Source organism: Paracoccus sp. M683 (genome assembly GCF_007096355.1).
Taxonomy (GTDB): domain Bacteria; phylum Pseudomonadota; class Alphaproteobacteria; order Rhodobacterales; family Rhodobacteraceae; genus Paracoccus.
In genome coordinates, this window is record NZ_VKDF01000009.1 from 39,056 (window position 1) to 62,157 (window position 23,102).

The window sequence follows — 23,102 nt, forward strand, 5'->3', positions numbered from 1 at the left end:
CCATGACCGCCATAGACCCCACCCAGCTTGATCCCCGCGCCCGTCGCCTGCAACGCATCAGCCGCGCCGATGGATGGTTCAAGGTGCTGGGCCTGCCCTTCATGACCCCACTTCTGCGCGCCATCGCGGGCGACAATCCCCGCGCGCAGGTCAAGGTGCTGTGGCAGACGCTGTTCGTGCCCGTGCTGGCCATCCTCGGCTTCCTGACGCTCTGGGCGGTGCTGGCGCCTCAGGTGCAGACCTCGCTTGGTGCGGTGCCGGGGCCCGCGCAGGTCTGGGGGCAGGCCGTGGCCCTGCATGAAAGTGCGGTGCGCGAGGGCGAAAAGCGCGAGGCGTTTTACGAACGGCAGGCAGAGCGCAACGAAAAGCTGATCGCCGATGGTCAGGCCGACAAGGTCAAGACCCGCGACTATACCGGCAAGCCGACCTATTACCAGCAGATCGGCACCTCGATCAAAACCGTGTTTTTCGGCTTCCTGATCGGCACGTTGATCGCCGTTCCGCTTGGCATCGCGGCGGGCCTGTCACCAACCGTCAATGCCGCGATCAACCCGCTGGTGCAGATATTCAAGCCGGTCAGCCCGCTGGCCTGGCTGCCCATCGTGACCATGGTGGTCAGCGCCTTGGCCAGCAGCAATGACGGGCTGTTTTCCAAAAGCTTCATCGTCTCGGCCATCACCGTAACCCTGTGTTCGCTGTGGCCCACGCTGATCAACACCTCGCTTGGTGTTGCCTCCATCGACCGCGATCTGGTCAATGTGGGGCGCGTGCTGAAGCTGTCACCGATGACCAAGGTACGGCGTCTTGTGCTGCCCTCGGCCCTGCCGCTGATCTTCACCGGGCTGCGCCTGTCGCTTGGCGTCGGCTGGATGGTCCTGATCGCGGCCGAGATGCTGGCCCAGAATCCCGGCCTTGGGAAATTTGTCTGGGACGAGTTCCAGAACGGGTCCTCTGACAGCCTCGCCCGGATCATGGTCGCCGTCCTGACCATCGGCATCATCGGCTTCCTGCTGGACCGGATGATGTTCGCCATCCAGTCGCTGATCACCTTCTCGGACAAGAGGTAAGCCATGGCCATTCTGGACCTCAAAGGCGTCACCAAGACCTATGGCAGCCAGCCCGTGCTGGGCGGCATCGACCTGAAGGTCGAACCCGGCGAGTTCGTGGCCATCCTGGGCTTTTCCGGCACCGGCAAATCGACGCTGATCAGCCTGATGGCAGGCTTGCAATTGCCCTCGACCGGGACCGTGCAATTCCGTGGCAAGCCCGTCACCGGGCCGGGGCCAGAACGCGGCGTGGTCTTTCAGTCCTATTCGCTGATGCCCTGGCTGACCGTCACCGGCAATATCGCCCTGGCCGTGCAGGCCGCGCTGCCCCGGCTGACGGCGGCGGAACAGGCCGCACGCGTGGCCAAATATATCGCCATGGTCGGCCTTTCCCACGCCGCCAGCCGCCGCCCGGCAGAACTGTCCGGCGGCATGCGCCAGCGCGTCGGCATCGCCCGCGCGCTGGCCATGGATCCCGAAATCCTGCTGCTGGACGAGCCGCTTTCTGCGCTGGACGCGCTGACCCGCGCCAATCTCGCCGACGAGATCGAGGCGATCTGGCAGGCCGACCGCAAGACCGTGGTGCTGATTACGAACGATGTGGACGAGGCCATCGTTCTGGCCGACCGCATCCTGTGCCTCGACCCCGACGGCACCATCGGGGCCGAGTTCCGCGTCACCCTGCCCCGCCCCCGCGACCGCGCGGCGATGAACCACGATCCCGCGTTCAAATCCCTGCGCGCCGAGGTCACGGGCCACCTGATCGCGGCTGGCGCGCAGGCGACGGCCGAACAGCGCCGCAGCCTGCCCAATGTGACGCCGCTGCACGCCATGCCCCGCGCCTATGCCCGCGCGGCGGCGGCCCGCAGCGATGCGCGCTATCTGCAATTCTCGAAACTGCACAAGATCTATCCCACGCCGAAAGGCCCGCTAACCGTGGTCGAGGATGTGAACCTGACCCTGAAAAAGGGCGAGTTCGTGTCGCTGATCGGCCATTCCGGCTGCGGCAAGTCCACCGTCCTGACAATGGCGGCGGGGCTGAACCCCATCAGCAAGGGCGCCATCATCCTCGACGGCGCCCATGTCGAGGGCGCCGACCCCGAACGCGCTGTGGTCTTTCAATCGCCCAGCCTCTTTCCCTGGCTGACCGCCCGCGAAAATGTCGCCATCGGCGTGGACCGGGTCTATCCGACAGCCAGCCGGGCCGAGCGGCAGGAGGTCGTCGAATATTACCTCGAACGGGTCGGCCTTGGCGACGCCATGCACCGCCTCGCCTCGGAACTATCGAACGGCATGCGTCAGCGCGTCGGCATCGCACGCGCCTTCGCCCTGTCGCCCAAGCTGCTGCTGCTGGATAAGCCATTCGGCATGCTCGACAGCCTGACAAGGTGGCAGCTGCAAGAAGTGCTGATGGAGGTCTGGGACCGAACCAAGGTCACCGCCGTCTGCGTCACTCATGATGTCGATGAGGCGATCTTGCTGGCCGACCGCGTGGTGATGATGACCAACGGCCCACAGGCGACCATCGGCAAGATCACCCATGTCGACCTGCCGCGCCCGCGCAGCCGCAAGGCACTGCTGAGCCACCCCGATTACTACGCCTATCGCGAGGAAATCATTGGCTTCCTCGAAGACTATGAACACGGCCAGAAGAAGGAGGCAGCGTGATGGAAAAGCTTGTCGTCATCGGCGCGGGCATGGCCTCGGGCCGGATGCTGGAGCATCTGACCGACGCCGCCGCGCCCTATCAAATCACCCTGTTCAATGCCGAGCCGCGCGGGAATTACAACCGCATCATGCTGTCCCCGGTGCTGTCGGGCGAGAAAACCTATAAGCAGATCGTCACCCATGACGAGACCTGGTATGCGGATCGCGGCATCACCACGCGCTTTGGCGAGCATGTCGTGGGCATCGACCGGGCGCGCAAGGTCGTGATCGGCCAGCAGGGCGAGGTGCCCTATGACAAGCTGGTCATCGCCACGGGTTCCGCGCCCTTCATGATCCCCGTGGTGGGCCGCGACCTGCCCGGCGTCATCGCCTATCGCGATCTGGACGACACCAATACCATGATCACCGCCGCCGTGCCCGGCGCCGAGGCCGTGGTGATCGGTGGCGGGTTGCTGGGGCTAGAGGCCGCAGCCGGTTTGCAGATGCGCGGCATGAAGGTCACCGTCATTCATCTGATGGGTCACCTGTTGGAACGTCAGCTGGACCCCTCGGCCGGTTATCTGCTGCAAAAGACGCTGGAGGCACGCGGTATCACCGTCCATTGCAAGGGCGCGACCAAGGCGATCATGGGTGAAACCCATGCCGAGGCCGTTCTGCTGGAAGACGGCACCGTCTATGGCGCCGATCTGGTGGTCATGGCCGTGGGCATCCGCCCGGAAACCCGCCTTGCCAACGATGCAGGGCTGGAGGTCGAGCGCGGCATCACCGTGAACGACCAGATGCGGACCAGCGACCCCTCGATCTATGCGCTTGGGGAATGCGTGGAACATGACGGCCAGTTGTTCGGCCTTGTCGCGCCGCTTTACGATCAGGCCAAGGTTCTGGCGGCCACGCTGTTGGGTGACGCCTCGGCCTTCCAGCCGGTGCAGACGGCGACCAAGCTGAAGGTCACGGGCTGCGACCTGTTCAGCGCAGGCGATTTCGCCGATGCGCAGGGGCGCGAGGATATCGTTTTCCGCGATCCGGGCCGTGGCATCTACAAGCGGCTGGTGATCCAAGGGGACCGGCTGATCGGCGCGGTCATGTATGGCGATACGGCGGACGGCAGCTGGTTCTTCGGTCTGATCAAGGACGGCACCGATATTTCGGAGATGCGCGATACGCTGATCTTCGGCCCGGCCTTTCAGGGCGGGGGTTCCGTGGACCCTATGGCGGCCGTTGCAGCATTGCCGCCTGACGCAGAAATCTGCGGCTGCAACGGCGTCTGCAAGGGCAAGATCACCGATGCCCTGCTGGGCGGCGCCGACACGCTGGAGAAGCTGCGTGCCACGACCAAGGCGTCGGCTTCTTGCGGCACCTGCACGGGGCTGGTGCAGCAGGTCATGGCGCTGGCATTGGGCGGCGAGGTCGCGGATACCCCCGCAGGCATGTGCACCTGCACCGACCTCAGCCACGAGGATGTGCGCCGCCTGATCAAGGCCAGGGGCCTGAAATCCATGCCCGCCGTCATGCAGGAATGCGGCTGGACCACGCCAGATGGCTGCGCGAAATGCCGCCCCGCGCTGAACTTCTATCTGCTGGCCGATTGGCCGCTGGACTATCGCGACGACCGCCAGTCGCGTTTCGTCAACGAAAGGAACCACGCCAATATCCAGAAGGACGGCACCTATTCGGTCGTCCCGCGCATGTGGGGCGGCGTCACCACCCCCGCCGAGCTGCGCGCCATCGCCGATGCGGCCGAGAAATACAACGTGCCGATGGTCAAGGTCACCGGCGGCCAGCGCATCGACCTGCTGGGTGTCAGGAAAGAGGATCTGCCCGCCATGTGGGCCGATCTGAACGATGCCGGCATGGTTTCGGGCCACGCCTATTCCAAGGGTCTGCGCACGGTGAAAACCTGCGTCGGCAGCGAGTTCTGCCGCTTTGGCACGCAGGATTCCACTGGCCTCGGCATCCGGCTGGAAAAACTGCTCTGGGGGTCATGGACTCCGCATAAGGTCAAGCTGGGCGTTTCCGGCTGCCCCCGCAACTGCGCCGAGGCCACCTGCAAGGATGTTGGCGTCATCTGCGTCGATAGCGGCTTTCAGGTCAGCGTCTCGGGCGCGGCGGGGATGGAGGTGAAAGAGACCGAATTGCTGGTCACCGTCCCAACCGAGGATGAGGCTGTCGAATGGATCACCGCCTTCGTCCAGCTTTACCGCGAGAATGCCCGCTATCTGGACCGGGCGTGGAAATGGACGGCCAAGGTGGGGCTGGATTGGGTCAAGGACCATCTCTCCGATCCCGAAAACCGCCGCGCCTTGGTCGAACGCTTCGAGATCAGCCAGTCGGTCTATCGCCGCGACCCCTGGGCCGAACATGCCAAACCCGGCGCGCGGGACGAATTCGCCCCCCTTGCCGACCTGCGACTGGAGGCTGCGGAATGATGGCTCAACCAACCGAATGGCTGGATGTCGCGGCGCTTTCCGACCTGCCGCCACAGGGCGCGCGCCTGATCCGCACGGCACAAGGCTGCGTGGCGCTGTTTCGCACCCATGACGACCGGGTCTTTGCGCTGGACGACCGCTGCCCGCACAAGGGCGGCCCCCTGTCCGAAGGCATCGTTGCCGGCCACACCATCACCTGCCCGCTGCATAACTGGGTCTTTGACCTGAACAGCGGCCAGGCCCTTGGCGCCGATGAGGGCGCGGTCCGCACCTGGCCCGTCCGGGTCGAGAAGGGCCGCGTGCTGGTCGGCGCCGAGATGCTGACCCGCCGCACCGCCGCCTGAAAGGAGAATGCAATGAACAAGATCACCGTGGATGAAATCACCCGCGACGACCTGACCGCGACGATCCTGCGTGCCAAACGCCGCGCAGGGCTGACATGGGCGGATATCGCCGCAGCCATCGGCAAATCCCCGGTCTGGACCCATTCCGCCGCCACCGGCATGAACGCCTTTCCCGATGATGTGGCATATACCTTCGCCGACCTTCTGGGCCTGCCCGACAGCGCCATTTCTCTGCTGACCGACAGCCCGCTGAAGGTCTGGACCCAAGACGTGCCGACCGATCCCTGCCTTTACCGCTTCTATGAAATCGTTGGCGTCTATGGCCCGACGCTGAAGGCGCTGATCAACGAGGAATTCGGCAACGGCATCATGTCGGCCATCGACTTCTCGATGCAGGTCGAACGCGAGCCGAACCCCAAAGGCGACCGGGTCAGGGTCACCATGTCCGGCAAATATCTGGAATACGCGAACTGGTAAGCCCGCACGGAAAGGAACCACCCATGTCCTATGTCACCCCCCAAGACTTCGCGAAAAAGATGATCGACGCGGGCGAGGCCAAGGTCTTCATGTCTACCAAGGACACGCTGATCCGCGCCTATATGGCCGGCGCGATTCTGGCGCTGGCGGCGGCCTTCGCCGTGACCGTCACGGTCAACACCGGCGATCCCCTGATCGGGGCGCTGCTGTTCCCGGTCGGCTTTTGTCTTTTGTATCTTCTGGGTTTCGATTTGCTGACAGGGGTTTTCACCCTTGTGCCGCTGGCGCTGCTGGACAAGCGCAAGGGCGTCACCATGAACGGGTTGTGGCGCAACTGGGGGCTGGTCTTTGCGGGCAATTTCGCCGGTGCCTTTACGGTGGCGATCTTCATGGCGATCATCGTGACCTTCGGCTTTACCTCCGAACCCAATGAGGTCGGCCAAAGGATCGGTCATATCGGCGAAGGCCGCACGCTTGGCTATGCCGCCCATGGCGCGGGGGGCATGCTGACGCTGTTTGTCCGGGCGGTCATGTGCAACTGGATGGTATCGACCGGCGTGGTCGCGGCGATGATGTCGACCAGCGTCTCGGGCAAGATCATGGCCATGTGGATGCCGATCCTGATCTTCTTCTACATGGGGTTCGAACATTCCATCGTGAACATGTTCCTGTTCCCCTCGGGCCTGCTGCTTGGCGGTAATTTCACCATCATGGACTATCTGATCTGGAACGAGATCCCGACCGTTATCGGCAACCTCGTCGGCGGCCTGACCTTCGTGGGCGCGATGATCTATGCCACGCATTACAAGACCTCGCCCGCCCGTCCGGTGGCCGACGAACCCGCCGCCCCCATGCCCGTCCCGGCGGAGTAGACCGCCATGACCAGCCCCGTCCGCACCACCTGTCCCTATTGCGGCACCGGCTGCGGAGTGCTGGTCAGCCGCAGCCCCACAGGGATCACCGTCGAAGGCGATCCCGACCACCCGGCGAATTTCGGGCGGCTCTGTTCCAAAGGGTCGGCCCTGGCCCAGACCATCGGGATGCGGGGCCGGTTGCTGACCCCCCGCATCGCGGGCCACAAGGCCACATGGGATGACGCCCTGTCGCTGGTCGCGCGCCGGTTCAGCGAAACCATCGCCCGGCACGGCCCGGATGCGGTGGCCTTCTATGTCTCGGGTCAGCTGCTGACCGAGGATTACTATGCCGCCAACAAGCTGATGAAGGGCTTTATCGGCAGCGGCAATATCGACACCAATTCGCGGCTCTGCATGGCCTCGTCCGTCGCGGGCCACCGCCGCGCCTTTGGCAGCGACACGGTGCCCGGCCTTTATGAGGATCTGGAACTTGCCGATCTGGTGGTGCTGACCGGCAGTAATCTCGCCTGGTGCCATCCGGTGCTGTACCAGCGCCTGCTGGCGGCAAAATCCGCGCGGCCCGAGATGCGCGTCGTCGTCATCGACCCGCGCCGGACCGCCACCTGCGAGATCGCCGACCTGCATCTGCCGCTGGCACCGGGATCGGATGCGGCGCTGTTCAACGCGCTGCTGGCCGCATCGGCCGAGCGGGGGCTGGCCAATGCGGCCTTCCTCGACAACCTTACGGGCGCAGGCGCGGCCATTGCCGCAGCAGCCGCCACCGATCCGGCGCTGACCGGCCTTGACCCGGCGCTGCTGGTGCAGTTCACCGACCTGTGGTGCAGCACCGAAAAGGTGGTCACCGTCTATTCCCAGGGCATCAACCAGTCCGCCACCGGCACCGACAAGGTGAATGCGATCCTCAATTGCCACCTGCTGACCGGCCGCATCGGTCATCCCGGCATGGGCCCGTTCAGTATCACCGGCCAGCCCAACGCCATGGGCGGGCGCGAGGTCGGCGGGCTGTCGAACATGCTGGCCTGCCATCTGGCCATCGAGAACCCCGTCCACCGCGCCGCCGTGCAGGACTTCTGGCACAGTCCGCGCATGGCCTCTGGTCCCGGCCTGAAAGCGATCGAGATGTTCGACGCCATCGAGGATGGCCGCATCAAGGCGCTGTGGATCATGTCCACCAACCCCGCCATGTCGATGCCGCAGGCCGACCGGGTGGCGCGGATCATCGCCAATTGCGATTTCACCGTGGTCAGCGATGTGATGGCAGATACTGACACCACCCGCCTTGCCGATGTGCTGCTGCCCGCAGCCGCCTGGGGCGAAAAGGACGGCACCGTCACCAATTCAGAACGCCGGATCAGCCGGCAGAGGGCGTTTCGGGCGGCTCCGGCACAGACGATGCCGGATTGGAAAATCATTTCAGAAGTTACCGCGCGCATGGGTTGGGGCGAAGCTTTCGCCTGGACAAGACCCGCCCAGATCTTCGCCGAATATGCCGAACTCTCGGGTCTCGCCGGGCGGATGGGGTCGGATTTCGACATCTCGGGTTGGGATCAGGACTATGAGGCGATGCAGCCGACCCTCTGGCCGCAATCGAAGGCGCGGCAAGGCGGGCGCTTCTTTGGCGATGGCCGCTTTCACACGCCCGACGGCAAGGCGCGGATGATCCCGGTGACACCCGAAATCGCCCCGGCACGTCCCGGCCAATTGCGCCTGAACACGGGCCGCATCCGCGACCAGTGGCATTCCATGACCCGCACCGGCCTGTCGCCCCGCCTGTCGGGCCATATCGCCGAACCCTTCCTTGAGGTTCACCCCGACGATGCCCTGCGCCTTGGCCTGCAACCCGCCGGTCTGGCGCAGCTGTCGAATGGCCACGGCACCGCCATCCTGCGGGTGCTGGTCACGGATCGCGCGGCTGCGGGGCAGGTCTTTGCGCCGATGCACTGGTCGGGCCGCAATTCCGCCGCCGGCCGCGTCGATGCGCTGGTCACGGGGCCGACCGATCCCCATTCCGGCCAGCCCGCCCTGAAAGAGGCCGCCGTCACCGTCCTGCCCTTCCGCGCCGCCTGGTATGGCTTTGCGGTGGCCGCCCACGACTTTCGCCCGGAGTGCGACTACTGGGCCACGGCGCGGACAGAGACCGGGTTGCGCGCCGAACTGGCCGGCGCCGCCCGCCTGACCGACCCCGAGGGTTTTGCCCGCGACCTGTTCGACCTGCCCGAGGCGGAGGCGCAAACCGTCAGCGACATCGCCAAAGGCCGCCACCATATCGCGCTGTCGGAAAACGGCATCATCCGCGCCGCCCTGTTCATCGCCCCCGAACCCGTGGCCCTGTCGCGCGATTTCGTCGCCCGCCGCGTGGGCCACGACGCCCCTCAACTGATCGCAGGCCGCCCCGGCGCCGACATGCCCGACCCCGGCGCGCTGGTCTGCGCCTGTTTCGATATCGGCGCGAACACCATCATCACCGCCATCCGCGAAGGCCGCGCGCGGACCGTCGACCAGATCGGCCAGGCCCTGCGCGCCGGCACGAATTGCGGGTCTTGCCGCAGCCAGATCGCCGGCATCCTGTCGCAGGAACGCCCCCCGGCCATCGCCGCCGAATGATCAGCGACCGGAACCGACCTTGGCCACATCCAGCACCTCGGCCAGGACCGAGACCGCCAGCACCCGCGCATCCCGCGCGGACCTGATCAGCCCCACCGGCCCATGCAGCCGCGCGATCCGGTCCTCGGGCACGCCCAGTTCCGCCAGCGCAACCCGTCGCGTGGCGGCGGCACGTTGGCTGCCCTGCGAGCCGATATAGAAACCGGGCGTCGCTAACGCGCCCTTCAGGATTGCGGGCTCCCAATCGTGATCGTGGAAAAACAGCAGGATCGAGGTCCATGCGTCCACCGCCAGATCAGCAGGCCAGCCGGGCCGGATCAACTGCCGGACCGGACAACCGGCAGCGGCGGCGCTGTCCAGCGTTTCCGTGTCCGGTGACAGCAGCAGCACCGGATAGCCGACCGAATGGGCCAGCGCGGCAAAGGTGAACGCCTCGGGCCCCTTGCCAAAGACCAGAAAGCGCAGCTCGGGTTCGAGCCGCAGCACGAAATCAGGGCCGTCATGGCCGGTCTGACCGCCATTGGCCAAACGGATGGCCCCACTGTCCCGGTCGATCCGCAGCACGCAGACCTGCCTTGCGGCGCGGCAGGCCGTCGCCTCGCGCAGCGCCTCGCGGTCGGGATTGGGCAGCAGCAGGATCTCCAGCCCGCCACCACAGGGCAGCTGAATGTCGATGAAGGGCGAGCCGCGACCGTATCGGACGCTGCGCGGCCGCCCCTCGGCCAACGCCTGCTTTGCGTGATGGGCAATATCGGATTCCACGCAGCCCGAGGACAGCGTGCCGACCAGCCCCTGCCCCTCGCCATCGGGAATGATCGCCATGACCGCGCCGATGGGGCGATAGGATGGCCCCTCGACCCCTGTGATGATGGCCAGCACGACCGGGCCGGCGGCCATGGCGGCCTCGGCCAGCGGGTCGCGGGAAACGGCGGCGGATTGGCTCAGGATATCCATGCGCAAACTCTTTCTCTGCGATCCAGAGTTAGGGTGCCGCGGCGCGCGGGGCAATGCGCCTTTGGTCCTGAACGCGGCTTGCCTTCGGCTTGCGGCTGCGCCACCTTCGCTCCAACCCAAACACCCGGAGCCGCCCCATGCCCCTGCCCCATATCGTCTTCGACCTTGGCTGGGTGCTGATCGGCTGGCAGCCCGAGGTGGCCTTTGCCGACCACTTCCCCGACCCGCAGGCCGCCCGCGACTGGCTGGAGCAGATCGACTTTCACGACTGGAACCGCACCCAGGACGGTGGCCGCAGCCTGGCCGATGGCCTTGCCGCCGCCCATGCGCGTTTCGGCGATCTGGCCACGCCGCTGGCCGCCTATCCCGCCGGTTTCGCCGCCACCATCGCCGAACCGATGCCCGGCACATGGCAGATCGCCGAGGCCCTGAAATCCGCGGGCCACCGCATGTTCGCCATCACCAACTGGTCGGCGGATAACTGGCCCGCCGCGACGCGGCTTTATCCTCGGCTGACGACATTGTTCGAGGACATCGTCGTCTCGGGTCAGGAAAAGCTGCTGAAACCGGACCCCGCGATCTATCTGACCCTGACCGATCGCAACGGCATTGCGCCCACCGACTGCCTGTTTATCGACGACAGTGCCACCAATGTGGACGGCGCCCGCGCCGTCGGCATGGACGCCATCCATTTCACCGGCGCGACCGCGCTGGCCGAGGCTCTGCATCAACGCGGGATCGCGCTCGGATAAGCTTGAACTGGCCGGGCGAGGCGCATATACCCAAACCCGATGCGGGTGTAGCTCAATGGTAGAGCAGCAGCCTTCCAAGCTGAATACGTGGGTTCGATTCCCATCACCCGCTCCAACCATCCCCCGGCACAGTCGACGCATTTCTTGGCCCCGGCCCTTTCGCGACCGGCCCGGCTTGCCTATCTTTCACGGCAGAAGTGAAACGACTGAAGGTCCCGCCCATGTCCCGCAAGGCCACGCAACGGCTGTCCTTTTATCTGCTGGTGCTGCTGACGCTGTATGCGTCGCTGGCGGGCGCGGCCTGACCATGGCGCAACGTTTCGGCGGCCGCTATTCACCGGGCGGCAATCAGCAGAACCCGGTCCCTGCCGCACCTGTGCGTCACGCGCTGGAAAGCCGCGTCAAATGGATCACCATCGCCGCCAGCCCGTTTCTGCTGGGCGCGTTTTTCCGCGCCCCTGCCGGCATGTTCACCGATCTGGCCGCCTTTGGCATCATGGCGCTGGCCGGCTGGCTGACCCGCGAAGGCTTGCAGGCCGAAGCCGCCTATGACGCCCGCCGCGTGGCCAGGCGCCCCGCCTTTCCACGCAAGCTGCTGGGCGGCGTCCTGACCGGGCTTGGCCTTGGCCTTGGCGCCTATGAGCCGGGCGCATTGGCCGGCGCGGGCCTGATCGGCATCGCGGGCGCCGTGCTGCACTGGCTGGCCTTCGGCCCCGATCCGATGCGCGACAAGGGGATGGAGGGCGTCGACGGCTTTCAACAGGATCGTGTCGACCGCATGGTGACCGAGGCGCAACGCTATCTCGATGGCATGAAGGACGCGATCCTGCGGACCGGCGAACGGCGGCTGGAGGCGCGGGTCGCCATGTTCGAGGCAACCGTGCATGACCTGTTCCGTCAGGTCCAGCAGAACCCCGCCGATCTTGCGGCGGCGCGGCGCTATATCGGGGTCTATCTGGTGGGTGCGCGGGATGCGACGGTGAAATTCGCCGATCTTTACGCCCAGACCCGCGACGCCCGAACCCGGCAGGATTACGAGGCGTTGCTGGACGATCTGGAAACCAATTTCGCCGCCCGGACCCGACAGTTGATCCAGGGCGGGCGCACAGATCTGGATATCGAGATTCAGGTGCTGCGTGACCGTCTGGCACGCGAGGGCGTCGCCAGCCCCGAACGCGCGACAGCCGCGCTGGAAAGCCGTGATGCCGTCACCATGGACGAGTTGCTGCGCGCGCCCGACCATGTGCCTGGCCGGACCGGAACCAAAAACTGACATGCCCCGATACGCGCTGAAGGTCGAATATGACGGCACGCCCTTTGCCGGCTGGCAGGCGCAGGCCGACCAGCCCTCGGTTCAGGGCGCGGTCGAGGCCGCGCTGGCCCGGCTGGACCCCGGATTCGCCGCTGGCGCGCGGATCGCGGCAGCAGGGCGTACCGATGCGGGCGTGCATGCGACGGGTCAGGTGGCCCATGCCGATCTGGCAAAGGGCTGGGATCCGTTCCGTCTGTCCGAGGCGTTGAACTGGCACCTGAAACCGGCACCCGTGGCGATCCTTGCCGCAGCAGCGGTAGCGGATGATTTCCACGCGCGGTTTTCGGCACTGGAACGGCGTTACACCTTTCGGCTGATCGCCCGGCGCGCGCCGGTTACCCATGAACGCGGCAGGGTCTGGCAGGTGCTGAACCCGCTGGACGTGACGACCATGCGCGCAGGGGCGGCGCATCTGATCGGCCGGCATGATTTCACCACCTTCCGATCCTCGATCTGCCAGGCGCAAAGCCCGGTCAAATCGCTGGACCGGATCGAGATCGAGGAAATCCCCCTGCCCGATGGCACGGAATACCGCTTTCACCTGCGCGCGCGGTCCTTCCTGCATAATCAGGTGCGGTCCATCGTCGGCACCTTGGAGCGGGTTGGTGCCGGATCATGGCATTCCGACCGCGTGGCCGAGGCCCTTGCCGCACGCGATCGCGCAGCCTGTGGTCCGGTTTGCCCGCCTCAGGGGCTGTATCTGACAGGGGTTAACTATCCGCAGGATCCATTTGCCGGGTGATCCGTGAACCCGTCTGCGGACCAGGCCCGAGCCTGGCGGTTCGCTATTCGGTGACTGGCTTGCGGGCCCGCCGCTTGCGGCGTTCCACGCCGACGGTGACGATGCGGACGGTCTGCCACATGATCCACAGATCCATCAGGATCGAACGATGCCGCTGATAGATCAGATCCAGCCGCAGCTTGGCCGGCAGGCAGCGGCGGCGATACACGAACTCGGTCGATTCGGCGCTGGTGCAGGTTGCCAGAATGCGCCCCTCGTGCCGGTGATAGATCAGCGTCGCAAGCCCCGTCACGCCCGGCCGGCTTTTCAGCACCTGAGCATAGACCGTGGGATATTGCTCGACATGTTCGCGATTGGGCGGGCGGGGGCCGACAAAGCTCATGTCGCCGCGCAGGATGTTGAAAAGTTGCGGCAACTCGTCGATGCGGGTGCGACGCAGGAAATGCCCAAAGGGGGTGATGCGGGCGTTCTTGTGCGGGCCGGTCACGCCGTAATCGCTTTCCTCCAGGCTCATGGTGCGGAATTTCCACAGCGTGAAGGACTGGTTCAGCCCCGACATGCGCCGGGCGCTGTAGATGATCGGCCGACCCTGAAGGATCAGCAGCGTCAGCGCGACGCCTGCCATCAGCAGCAGCACGGGAAGCAGCAGGACCAGGGCAAAGGCGATATCGAATACCCGCTTGGACGGCGGCATCGGACGAATCTGACCGGCGGACTCGGCCGTGAACCATGCCATCTTCGGCATGTTCAGCCCGGTCAGCTGCGCAACTTCGGTCTTGTCCCAATCTTGATGAATCGTCACTTTGGCGACTGCCTTACTGTGCCCATACCTTGCTGATTGCCGGTAACACACCGGAACCGCTATTGAAACAGTCGGTGGCTGTTTGGGTTCCACGAACTTGCACCATGTTGTCGCTTGGGCCACTCTATGCGCGACAATCGGCACAGGAGCCCGCGTCATGCGCAAATTTCTGGTCCTTCTGGACGACAGCCGCGAATGCCTGAATGCCATGCGCTTCGCGGCCATGCGGGCCTCGAATACAGGTGGGGTGGTGGTCGTTCTGGCGGTGATCCCGGCCGAAGAAATCCAGCACGGACTGGGGGTTGCCGAGGTCATGCGGGCCGAGGCACGCGAAAGAATCGAGGCCCATTTCGAGGTCTTTGCGAAATGGATGCGCGACCGTCCCAAGGTCGAACCCGAGCTGGTGATCCGCGAAGGAGACCCGGCCGAGGAGATGCTGGCGCAGATCGGCGAAGATCCGCTTATCGGCGTGGTCGTGCTGGGGGTTTCCGCGGAAAAAGGGGCGAAAAACCCTGTGATCAGTCGCCTTATGCGCGATGCCGGGGTGCTGGGCTGCCCGCTGACGCTGGTACCGGGTGACATGTCCAAGGAACGGCTGGAGGCGATCACCTGACGCCGGCGGGGACCGAATTCCCTGCGCTGACCCCGTTCGCGGCGGTGAAAACCACGCCCTTTGCCCGGTTGCGCGGCTTGACCCAGCGGGTCGGGATGGCCATATCTGCCCTGTCAAAGGAGCCGCGCCATGTTCATTCAGACCGAAACCACGCCGAACCCCGCCACGCTGAAGTTTCTGCCGGGCGAAACCGTGCTGGCGGGCGGCACAGCCGATTTTCCTGATCGCGACACAGCCGGCACATCGCCGCTGGCGGCGCGCATCTTTGCCGTTTCCGGCGTGACCGGCGTTTTCCTCGGCGGCGATTTCGTCACCGTGACCAAGGCCGATGATGCGGTGTGGGACCATCTGAAGCCCTCGGTGCTGGGCGCGATCATGGAGCATTTCCAGTCCGGCGCCCCGGCGATCGAGGGCAATCAGGCGCAGGCCGGCGGCGGCCATGCCAGCCATGACGGCCCCGATGGCGAGATCGTCACCCAGATCAAGGAATTGCTGGATACCCGCGTCCGCCCGGCCGTGGCGCAGGATGGTGGTGACATCACCTTCCACGGCTTCGATCGCGGCATTGTCTATCTGCATATGCAGGGCGCCTGCGCGGGCTGCCCGTCCTCGACCCTGACGCTGAAGATGGGGATCGAGAACCTGCTGCGCCATTATATCCCCGAGGTGATCGAGGTCCGGCCCGTTGCCTGACCCCGCCATTGTTCTGGGTTTTGACACATCGGCCGCGCATTGCGCGGCCGCATTGCTGTCGGACGGGCGCGTCCTGGCCGAGCGGGTCGAGCCGATGACGAAGGGCCAGGCCGAAAGGCTGATGCCCTTGCTGGAAGAGGTGATGGCCGAGGCGGGGATGCGCTGGCACGATCTGTCGGTGATCGGCGTCGGCACCGGGCCCGGCAATTTCACCGGCATCCGCATCGCCGTCGCGGCGGCGCGGGGGCTGGCGCTGTCGCTGGACATCCCGGCCGTCGGCGTCAGCGTGACCGAAGCCACGGCGCTGGATCTGCCCCGGCCCTGCCGCGTTGTGATCCCGTCGCGGGGCGATCAGGTTATCTGGCAAGATTTCGGAACCGATGGCGAAGCTCGGCCGCAGCAAGCTGCGGCCGATACGCTGCCGCCCGGCCCGACGCCGGCTGCGCCGGTCGTGCCGCTGCCGGTGGCCATCGCCCGCATCGCCCTGTCGCGCCGCGACGCCCCCGGCCCCCGGCCCGCGCCGATCTATCTGCGCCCCGCCGATGCCGCACCCTCACGCGATACGCCGCCGGTGATGCTGCCGTGACGCCCGACGCGCTGGCAGCACTGCACGGGCGCTGCTTCACGCAGCCACGCCCCTGGACCGCCACTGAACTTGCCGGGCTGCTTGACAGCCCGCACAGCTTTCTGCTGACCCGCGCGCCCGATGCCATGCTGCTGGGCCGCGCCATTGCCGGCGAGGCGGAACTGCTGACCCTTGCCGTCGCACCCGAAGCCCGCCGACAGGGGCTGGCCAGCGCATTGCTGGCCGAATTTGCCGCAGCGTCGCGGGCACGCGAAGCCGAGACGGCCTTCCTTGAGGTCGCCTCGGACAATGCGGCGGCATTGGCGCTGTATCGCCGCCATGGCTGGGCCGGGGCGGGCCTGCGGCGCGACTATTACGCACCGGGAATTGATGCCCTGGTCCTGCGCCTTGCGCTTTGAAATCGCCAAGAAACCAGTTGACCGCCCAGTTGCGATTGGCACAATCGCACGATCAAACGGGCAGAATCGCCCATGACAAGAACAACAGGAAGAGGTCTTGGAATGTCCTTGATGAAATCGCTTCTCGTGGCCAGCGCAGCCACGGCGCTGACCGCCGGCATCGCCACCGCCGAGCCCGCGCTGATCTTCGATCTGGGCGGCAAGTTCGACAAATCCTTCAACGAGGCGGCCTTCAACGGCGCGCAGCGTTGGGTCGAGGAAACCGGCGGTACCTATAAGGAACTGGAGATGCAGTCCGAGGCGCAGCGCGAACAGGCCCTGCGCCGACTGGCCGAAACCGGCGCCAACCCGATCATCATGACCGGCTTTGCCTTTGGCGACGTGCTGAACAAGGTCGCCGGCGACTATCCCGACACCAAATTCGGCATCATCGACATGGTGGTCGATCAGCCGAATGTGCAATCGGTGGTCTTTACCGAAGAACAGGGCAGCTATCTGGCCGGCATCATGGCCGCTATGGCCAGCAAGACCGATACCGTCGGCTTCATCGGCGGCATGGACATCCCGCTGATCCACAAGTTCGAATGCGGGTTTGCCCAGGGCTTCAAATCGGTCAAGCCCGAGGGCAAGGTCATCATCAACTATACCGGCACCACCCCTGCCGCGTGGAATGACCCCGTGAAGGGCGGCGAATTGGCCAAGGCCCAGATCAGCCAAGGTGCCGATGTGGTCTATGCCGCTGCTGGCGGCACCGGGATCGGCGTGCTGCAAGCCGTCGCCGACGAGGGCAAGCTGGGCGTCGGCGTCGACAGCAACCAGAACCACCTGCATCCGGGCCAGATGCTGACCTCGATGGTCAAGCGGGTCGATAATGCGGTCTTTGACGCCTTTACCGCCGGCACCGAGCTGGAACCGGGCATCAAGGTCATGGATCTGGCAGCAGGCGGCGTGGCCGTGGCCATCGACGACAACAACAAGGATCTGATCACGCCGGAAATGCAGACCGCGATCGACGAGGCCTCGGCCAAGATCGCCGATGGCAGCACCCGGGTGCATGACTACATGGCCGACAATACCTGCCCGGTCCAGTAATGGCGGCGGCATCGCAAAATTCAGAGGGGCGGCCCGATGCGGCCGCCCCTGCTGCAATCGAGCTGCGCGGGATCTCAAAGGCCTTTGGGCCGGTGCAGGCGAACAAGAACATCAACCTGCGGGTTGAAAAGGGCACGATCCACGGCATCATCGGCGAGAACGGGGCAGGGAAATCGACGCTGATGTCGATCCTTTACGGTTTCTACAAACCCGATAGCGGCGAGATCCGCGTGGGTGGCCAGCCGCTGACCATCACCGACAGTCAGACCGCCATCCGCGCCGGCATCGGCATGGTGTTCCAGCACTTCAAGCTGGTGCAGAATTTCACGGTGCTGGAAAATATCATCCTCGGCGCCGAGGACGGGCCATTGCTGCGCCCCTCGCTGGCCAAGGCGCGCGGCGTGCTGCGGCAACTGGCCGAGGAATATCAGTTGAACGTCGACCCCGACATGACGATCGAGGAATTGTCGGTCGGCCACCAGCAGCGGGTCGAGATCCTGAAGGCGCTGTATCGACAGGCCGATATCCTGATCCTGGACGAACCCACCGGCGTGCTGACCCCGGCCGAGGCCGATCACCTGTTCCGCATCCTCGAAGGGCTGCGCGCCGAGGGCAAGACCATCATCCTGATCACCCACAAGCTGCGCGAGATCATGGAAATCACCGACAATGTCTCGGTCATGCGGCGCGGCGAGATGGTGGCATCGGTCAGAACGGCCGAGACGACCCCCGAGGAACTGGCGGAACTGATGGTCGGCCGCAAGGTTCTGCTGAACGTCGAGAAAACCCCGGCGCAGCCCGGTGCCGCCATCCTTGAGGTGCGCAATCTTAGGCTGGTCGATCCCGATGGCGTGGAACGCCTGCGCGGCATCAGCCTGGACATCCGCGCCGGCGAGATCCTGGGCATCGCCGGTGTCAGCGGCAATGGCCAGACGCAATTGCTGGAACTGCTGGGCGGCTATCCCGAAAAGGGCAGCAAGGTCAGCGGCTCGGTGCGGATGAACGGGCAGGAACTAGACCTGACGGGCCGGTATTCCGACGCGGCCACTCGTCGTGCACGCGGCATCGGCCATGTCCCCGAGGACCGTCAGGTCGAGGGTCTGATCATGGATTTCACCGCCTGGGAAAACGTCGCCTTCGGCTATCACCACGCGCCTGAATACAACAAGGGCTGGCTGATGGACAACGCCGCCATCCGCGCCGATGCCGAGGGCAAGATCGAACGTTTCGACGTGCGGCCACCCAATGCAAACCTGGCCGCCCGCAACTTCTCGGGCGGGAACCAGCAAAAGATCGTCGTGGCCCGCGAAATCGAGCGGAACCCTGACCTTTTGCTGATCGGCCAGCCGACGCGCGGCGTCGATATCGGCGCGATCGAGTTCATTCACAAGCGCATCGTGGAATTGCGAGACGCGGGCAAGGCGGTGCTGCTGGTCAGCGTCGAGCTGGACGAGATCCTGTCGCTGTCGGACCGCGTGGCGGTGATGTTTGACGGTCGGATCATGGGCGAACGCCTGCCCAGCCAGACCACGACGGGCGAGCTGGGCCTGCTGATGGCCGGCATCACCGATACCGAAAATGCAGCCGACAACACGGGGCTTCCACCCGATCACAAGCATGTTGCGACATTGCCGGGAGAACAGCCATGAAACCACTGGCCGCCCTGATCGTCACCCTTGGCCTTTCGGCCTGCGCCTTGACGGAGCCCGGAGGGTTGGCGTCGCTGCCGCCACTTTCCGACCCGGAAAGCCGGCTTGTGGCGCGTGGCCCCGGCGGGGCCTGGGCCGATGCCGCGCCGCTGGCGGGGCTTGAAAGCGCCGGCGCCGAATGCGCGACCACCTCCAAGGGCGCGGCCTGCCTGCTCAAGGGCGATGCGGCCACGCCGGATCGCAGTCTTGCAACCGCCCGCGAGGGCCGTTGTCTTGCCAGATCCGGCCCAGGTCAGGGCACGACTGTCACGGTGGTCACGCTTCATCGCAATGCAAGTTCATCACCGCGCCGGCCGCGTTTTGAAAGGCTGTATTACCCGGTGAACAGCGGCGCATGGCCCGACGTGACATCGCGCCTGTCCGATCCTGCGGCATTTACCCGGCTTTGCGACCAGCTTTTGCAGCCCGACACGCTGGCGACAAGGATAGATGACTGATGGAAAAGATGCCGAAATGGGCAGATGTCATCCTGACGCCTCTGATCTCGCTTTTTCTGGCCATGGCGATCTCGGCGCTGGTCATTCTGGCCATCGGGGAAAGTCCGTGGGTGGCGCTGACCACCATGGTGGATGGCGCGCTTGGGTCCAGCTATGGCTGGGGTTTCACCCTGTATTACACGACCAATTTCATCTTTACCGGGCTTGCCGTGATGGTCGCCTATCACGCGGCGCTGTTCAATATCGGCGGCGAGGGACAGGCGGCGATGGGCGGGCTGGGCGTGGCGCTGGTGCTGCTGTATCTGCCCCTGCCCCATTGGCTGATCGCGCTGCCCGTGGCGATGATCGGGGCGGCAGCCTTCGGCGCGGCATGGGCGCTCATACCGGCCTGGTTGCAGGCGAAACGGGGCAGCCATATCGTCATCACGACGATCATGTTCAACTTCATCGCGGCGGCCGCGCTGAACTATGTGCTGGTCAATATCCTGCGCCCCGTGGGCAGCATGGATCCGGCCTCGGCCCGGTTTCCCGAAAGCACGCATCTGCCCTCGATCAGTGACATGGCGGCCGCGATCGGGATGGAATGGGGCAAGAACACCCCGGTCAACGTCACCTTCTTCGTGGCGATCGCGGCCTGCCTGCTGGTCTGGCTGCTGATCTGGCGCACGCGCCTGGGTTATCAGATCCGCGCCTTCGGCAAATCCGAGCCCGGCGCATTATATGCCGGCATCTCGCCCGCCCGCATCACCATCATCGCCATGCTGATTTCGGGCGGTCTTGCCGGAATGATGGCGATCAACAACGTGATGGGCGAAAGCGAACGGCTGGTGCTGAACGCGGTCGAGGGCGCCGGCTTCATCGGCATCGCCGTGGCGCTGATGGGCCGCAACCACCCCTTAGGCGTGTTCCTGGCGGCGCTGCTGTTCGGGTTCCTCTATCAAGGCGGGGGCGAGCTGGCCCTGTGGACGTCCATCCCGCGCGAGCTGATCATCGTCATTCAGGCGCTGGTCATCCTGTTCACCGGCGCGCTGGACAACATGGTCCGCATGCCGTTGGAGCGGCTGTTTCTGGCGCTGCGCAAGCGGGGGGATGCGTGATGGACTGGCTGATCCCCTATCTGCCCGGCTTCGGCGCGGCCTATGCCATTCAGGCGGTCGCGGTGGCCTCGCCCGGTCCGGGCGTTGCGCTGCTTCTGGGCATCGCCTTGTCGCAAGGACGCGCCAGCGCCTTCGCGGCATCCGTTGGCATCGCGCTTGGGGCTGCCTGTCTGGCCCTGGCCACGACCCAGGGCCTTGGCCTGCTGATGGAGCAGGTGGCGTGGCTGTCCACCATCATCCGCGTGGCCGGTATCTTCTATCTGCTGTGGCTGGCGTTCAAGGCCTTTCGCCGCGCCGCGCAGCCGCCCCACGTCACCATCACCCGCAACATTCAGGGCAAAGGCCTGTGGCGCGCCTTCACGATGGGCTTTCTGATGCAGATCACCAATCCCAAGGCGATTGTCTTCTGGCTGGCCATCGCCTCGGTCGGGGCCACCATCGGCGCCCCCGCGCCCGTCGTGGCCACCTTCGTCGCCGGCGCCTTCCTGCTGTCGCTGGTAGGTCATGGCATCTATGCCGTGCTGCTGTCCTCGTCCCCTTTCCGATTGGCCTATGACCGCGCCCGGCGCTGGATCGAGGCCGCGATCGGCGGTTTTCTGGCCCTTGTCGCCTTCCGGCTGGCCACGGAACGGAGCTGAGCCATGAAACTTGACGTGCTGAAAGACGCGCTGACCCCGATCATCGTCCTTGGTATCTGCCTGATCTGGGCGCTGATTGATTCCAGCCGGGCCATGCAAGGCATGGACAGCGCGCTGCGGTTGATGACACCGCTGTTGCTGGCCTGTCTGGCGGGGCTGTATTCTGAACGCGCGGGCGTCTTCGACATCGGGCTGGAAGGCAAGATGCTGATGGCCGCCTTTACCGCCGCCACCGTGGCCGCGCTGACCAACAGCGCCTGGCTGGGCCTGCTCGCCGGGATCGGGGGCGCGCTTACCCTGTCGCTGATTCACGGGCTGGCCTCGATCACCTTTCGCGGCAATCAGCTGATTTCCGGCGTTGCCATCAACTTTCTCGCCTCGGGGCTGACGGTGCTGCTGGGGATCAAGATCTTTGGCCTGGGCGGCAGAACGCCCTCGCTGCAAGGCAGTGGCCGCTTTCAGGAAATCACCCTGCCCTTTGCCGATGCCCTGTCGGGCGTGCCGGTGATCGGTCCGATCTATGCACAGCTGATTTCGGGCCATTCGATCCTGGTCTATGTCGCTGTGCTATGCGTGCCACTGACCTGGTGGGTGCTGTTTCGCACCCGCTTTGGCCTGCGGCTGCGGGCGGTTGGGGAAAACCCCGCCTCGGTCGACACGGCCGGCGTGTCGGTAACGCGCCAGCGCTATGTCGCGGTGGCGATCTGCGGCGTGCTGTGCGGCATTGCCGGCGCCTATCTGGCAACTGGACTGTCGGCGGGCTTTGTCAAGGAAATGACCGCCGGCCGCGGTTTTATCGCATTGGCCGCGCTGATCTTTGCGAAATGGAGGCCCTGGGGCGCGCTGTTTGCCACGCTGCTGTTCGGCCTGCTGGAATCCATCGCCAACCAATATCCCAATCTGGACCTTGGTTTCGTCACCATCCCGTCCATGTTCATGAACGCGCTGCCCTATATCCTGACCGTCATCATCCTTGCCGGTTTCGTCGGCCGCGCCATCCCGCCACGCGCGGGCGGAGAGCCCTATGTCAAAGAACGCTGACCTGATCGCCCTGATCCGCGACCGCGCGGGCGCTGAAGCCCCCGAATACGGCCTGATCCTTGGATCCGGGTTGGGGCATATCTCGGGCACGGTGGACGGTGTGGCCATACCCTATGACGAATTGCCCGGCTTTCCCCATGCCGGCGTCTCGGGCCATGTCCCGCAACTGGTCATCGGCCAACTGGAGGGTCGCCGCGTCGCCGTCTTTGGCGGCCGGTCGCATTACTACGAATCCGGGCGGCCCGACGCGATGCGGCTGCCGCTTCAGGTGCTGGCGGGCCTTGGCACGAAAAAGCTGATCCTGACCAATGCGGCGGGTTCGGTGCGGCCGGCGATGCAGCCCGGTTCGCTGATGATGCTATCCGATCACATCAACCTGTCCGGCGCCAACCCGCTGATCGGCGAGACGACCGACGCGCGTTTCCAGCCGATGACCGACGCCCATGATGCCGCCCTGCGCGCCCGCCTTGCCGCCGCCGCCCAGGCCGAAGGGATCGACCTGCCCGAGGGCGTCTATTGCTGGTTTTCCGGCCCCAGTTTCGAGACGCCTGCCGAAATCCGCATGACCCAGATCATCGGTGGCGACGCGGTGGGCATGTCGACCGTTCCCGAAATCATTCTCGGCCGGTTCTTCGGCCTCAGTTGCGCGGCGATCTCGGTCATCACCAATATGGGTGCGGGCCTGTCGAATGAATCGCTCAGCCACGAACACACCAAGGCCATGGCGCCCCTGGGCGCGGCCAAGCTGGAAAAAGTGCTGCGGCGTTTTCTGAAGGATGGCTAAGCGGCCAGTGCC

Annotated in this window: 23 protein-coding genes and 1 tRNA gene; 22 read left to right on the forward strand and 2 right to left on the reverse strand. The window is 65.3% G+C overall.

The window, feature by feature from the left end; all coding sequences use genetic code 11:
* The first annotated feature begins 2 nt into the window (after positions 1-2).
* The 7 genes from FNJ84_RS15780 to FNJ84_RS15810 are packed head-to-tail and all read left to right on the forward strand — an operon-like array spanning position 3 to position 9,440.
* The gene (locus tag FNJ84_RS15780; RefSeq protein WP_143794268.1) at positions 3-1,067 is read left to right on the forward strand and encodes an ABC transporter permease; all 1,065 of its coding nucleotides are present in this window, start codon (positions 3-5) and stop codon (positions 1,065-1,067) included.
* A gap of 3 nt (positions 1,068-1,070) precedes the next feature.
* Entirely contained in the window at positions 1,071-2,714 is a 1,644-nt protein-coding gene (locus FNJ84_RS15785; protein ID WP_143794269.1) for an ABC transporter ATP-binding protein, read from the forward strand.
* Positions 2,714-5,140: a nitrite reductase large subunit NirB gene (gene nirB / locus FNJ84_RS15790; protein ID WP_143794270.1), complete on the forward strand. Its 2,427-nt coding sequence runs from the start codon at positions 2,714-2,716 to the stop codon at positions 5,138-5,140. The genes FNJ84_RS15785 and nirB overlap by 1 nt, the downstream gene beginning before the upstream one ends.
* Positions 5,137-5,484, forward strand: coding sequence for a nitrite reductase small subunit NirD (gene nirD / locus FNJ84_RS15795; protein ID WP_370454606.1), 348 nt, complete (start codon positions 5,137-5,139; stop codon positions 5,482-5,484). The genes nirB and nirD overlap by 4 nt, the downstream gene beginning before the upstream one ends.
* 12 nt (positions 5,485-5,496) lie before the next feature.
* Positions 5,497-5,961, forward strand: coding sequence for a cyanase (gene cynS, locus FNJ84_RS15800; RefSeq protein ID WP_143794271.1), 465 nt, complete (start codon positions 5,497-5,499; stop codon positions 5,959-5,961).
* 23 nt (positions 5,962-5,984) lie between these two features.
* On the forward strand, positions 5,985-6,833 hold the full coding sequence (locus FNJ84_RS15805; RefSeq protein WP_143794272.1) for a formate/nitrite transporter family protein: 849 nt from the start codon (positions 5,985-5,987) through the stop codon (positions 6,831-6,833).
* 6 nt (positions 6,834-6,839) lie between these two features.
* Positions 6,840-9,440 carry a nitrate reductase gene (locus FNJ84_RS15810; protein ID WP_143794273.1) on the forward strand — a complete coding sequence of 867 codons (2,601 nt, stop codon included), beginning with the start codon at positions 6,840-6,842 and terminating at the stop codon, positions 9,438-9,440.
* On the opposite strand, the gene FNJ84_RS15815 is transcribed toward FNJ84_RS15810, so the two are convergent.
* On the reverse strand, positions 9,441-10,394 hold the full coding sequence (locus tag FNJ84_RS15815; RefSeq protein ID WP_143794274.1) for an XdhC family protein: 954 nt from the start codon (positions 10,392-10,394) through the stop codon (positions 9,441-9,443). It abuts the gene before it with no gap.
* Between the two features lie 137 nt (positions 10,395-10,531).
* On the opposite strand from FNJ84_RS15815, the gene FNJ84_RS15820 reads away from it, so the two are divergent.
* From FNJ84_RS15820 to truA, 4 genes are all read left to right on the forward strand, one after another.
* A complete protein-coding gene (locus FNJ84_RS15820) occupies positions 10,532-11,146 on the forward strand; it encodes an HAD family phosphatase (protein WP_255471240.1) in 615 nt (204 codons plus the stop codon).
* Positions 11,147-11,187: 41 nt separating this feature from the next.
* Positions 11,188-11,261: transfer RNA gene (locus FNJ84_RS15825), tRNA-Gly, on the forward strand.
* A gap of 192 nt (positions 11,262-11,453) precedes the next feature.
* Positions 11,454-12,419 carry a 5-bromo-4-chloroindolyl phosphate hydrolysis family protein gene (locus FNJ84_RS15830; protein ID WP_143794275.1) on the forward strand — a complete coding sequence of 322 codons (966 nt, stop codon included), beginning with the start codon at positions 11,454-11,456 and terminating at the stop codon, positions 12,417-12,419.
* A gap of 1 nt (position 12,420) precedes the next feature.
* Positions 12,421-13,200, forward strand: a complete 780-nt coding sequence (gene truA / locus FNJ84_RS15835; protein ID WP_143794276.1) for a tRNA pseudouridine(38-40) synthase TruA — start codon at positions 12,421-12,423, stop codon at positions 13,198-13,200.
* 43 nt (positions 13,201-13,243) lie between these two features.
* Here the strand turns inward: truA and FNJ84_RS15840 are convergent, their stop codons facing one another.
* Positions 13,244-14,002 (reverse strand): sugar transferase, encoded by a 759-nt coding sequence (locus FNJ84_RS15840; RefSeq protein WP_255471241.1) that lies wholly within the window; start codon positions 14,000-14,002, stop codon positions 13,244-13,246.
* A 157-nt stretch (positions 14,003-14,159) separates the two neighbouring features.
* Between FNJ84_RS15840 and FNJ84_RS15845 the strand changes: the two genes are divergently transcribed.
* The 11 genes from FNJ84_RS15845 to FNJ84_RS15895 all read left to right on the forward strand — a co-directional run bounded on the left by FNJ84_RS15845 (position 14,160) and on the right by FNJ84_RS15895 (position 23,090).
* Positions 14,160-14,615 carry a universal stress protein gene (locus tag FNJ84_RS15845; RefSeq protein WP_143794277.1) on the forward strand — a complete coding sequence of 152 codons (456 nt, stop codon included), beginning with the start codon at positions 14,160-14,162 and terminating at the stop codon, positions 14,613-14,615.
* 129 nt (positions 14,616-14,744) lie between these two features.
* Positions 14,745-15,308, forward strand: a complete 564-nt coding sequence (locus FNJ84_RS15850; RefSeq protein ID WP_143794278.1) for a NifU family protein — start codon at positions 14,745-14,747, stop codon at positions 15,306-15,308.
* On the forward strand, positions 15,301-15,894 hold the full coding sequence (gene tsaB / locus FNJ84_RS15855) for a tRNA (adenosine(37)-N6)-threonylcarbamoyltransferase complex dimerization subunit type 1 TsaB (protein ID WP_143794279.1): 594 nt from the start codon (positions 15,301-15,303) through the stop codon (positions 15,892-15,894). The genes FNJ84_RS15850 and tsaB overlap by 8 nt, the downstream gene beginning before the upstream one ends.
* A complete protein-coding gene (locus FNJ84_RS15860; protein WP_143794280.1) occupies positions 15,891-16,292 on the forward strand; it encodes a GNAT family N-acetyltransferase in 402 nt (133 codons plus the stop codon). The genes tsaB and FNJ84_RS15860 overlap by 4 nt, the downstream gene beginning before the upstream one ends.
* Positions 16,293-16,394: 102 nt before the next feature.
* Positions 16,395-17,384 (forward strand): BMP family protein, encoded by a 990-nt coding sequence (locus FNJ84_RS15865; RefSeq protein ID WP_143794281.1) that lies wholly within the window; start codon positions 16,395-16,397, stop codon positions 17,382-17,384.
* Positions 17,384-19,033 (forward strand): ABC transporter ATP-binding protein, encoded by a 1,650-nt coding sequence (locus FNJ84_RS15870; protein WP_143794282.1) that lies wholly within the window; start codon positions 17,384-17,386, stop codon positions 19,031-19,033. The genes FNJ84_RS15865 and FNJ84_RS15870 overlap by 1 nt, the downstream gene beginning before the upstream one ends.
* The gene (locus FNJ84_RS15875; RefSeq protein WP_143794283.1) at positions 19,030-19,530 is read left to right on the forward strand and encodes a hypothetical protein; all 501 of its coding nucleotides are present in this window, start codon (positions 19,030-19,032) and stop codon (positions 19,528-19,530) included. The genes FNJ84_RS15870 and FNJ84_RS15875 overlap by 4 nt, the downstream gene beginning before the upstream one ends.
* Positions 19,530-20,627 carry an ABC transporter permease gene (locus FNJ84_RS15880; RefSeq protein ID WP_143794284.1) on the forward strand — a complete coding sequence of 366 codons (1,098 nt, stop codon included), beginning with the start codon at positions 19,530-19,532 and terminating at the stop codon, positions 20,625-20,627. The genes FNJ84_RS15875 and FNJ84_RS15880 overlap by 1 nt, the downstream gene beginning before the upstream one ends.
* Positions 20,627-21,265 (forward strand): LysE family translocator, encoded by a 639-nt coding sequence (locus FNJ84_RS15885; protein WP_255471243.1) that lies wholly within the window; start codon positions 20,627-20,629, stop codon positions 21,263-21,265. Before FNJ84_RS15880 ends, FNJ84_RS15885 begins: the two co-directional genes overlap by 1 nt.
* 93 nt (positions 21,266-21,358) lie before the next feature.
* Positions 21,359-22,306, forward strand: a complete 948-nt coding sequence (locus tag FNJ84_RS15890) for an ABC transporter permease (protein WP_143794349.1) — start codon at positions 21,359-21,361, stop codon at positions 22,304-22,306.
* Entirely contained in the window at positions 22,290-23,090 is an 801-nt protein-coding gene (locus FNJ84_RS15895; protein ID WP_143794285.1) for a purine-nucleoside phosphorylase, read from the forward strand. Before FNJ84_RS15890 ends, FNJ84_RS15895 begins: the two co-directional genes overlap by 17 nt.
* Positions 23,091-23,102 lie beyond the last annotated feature (12 nt).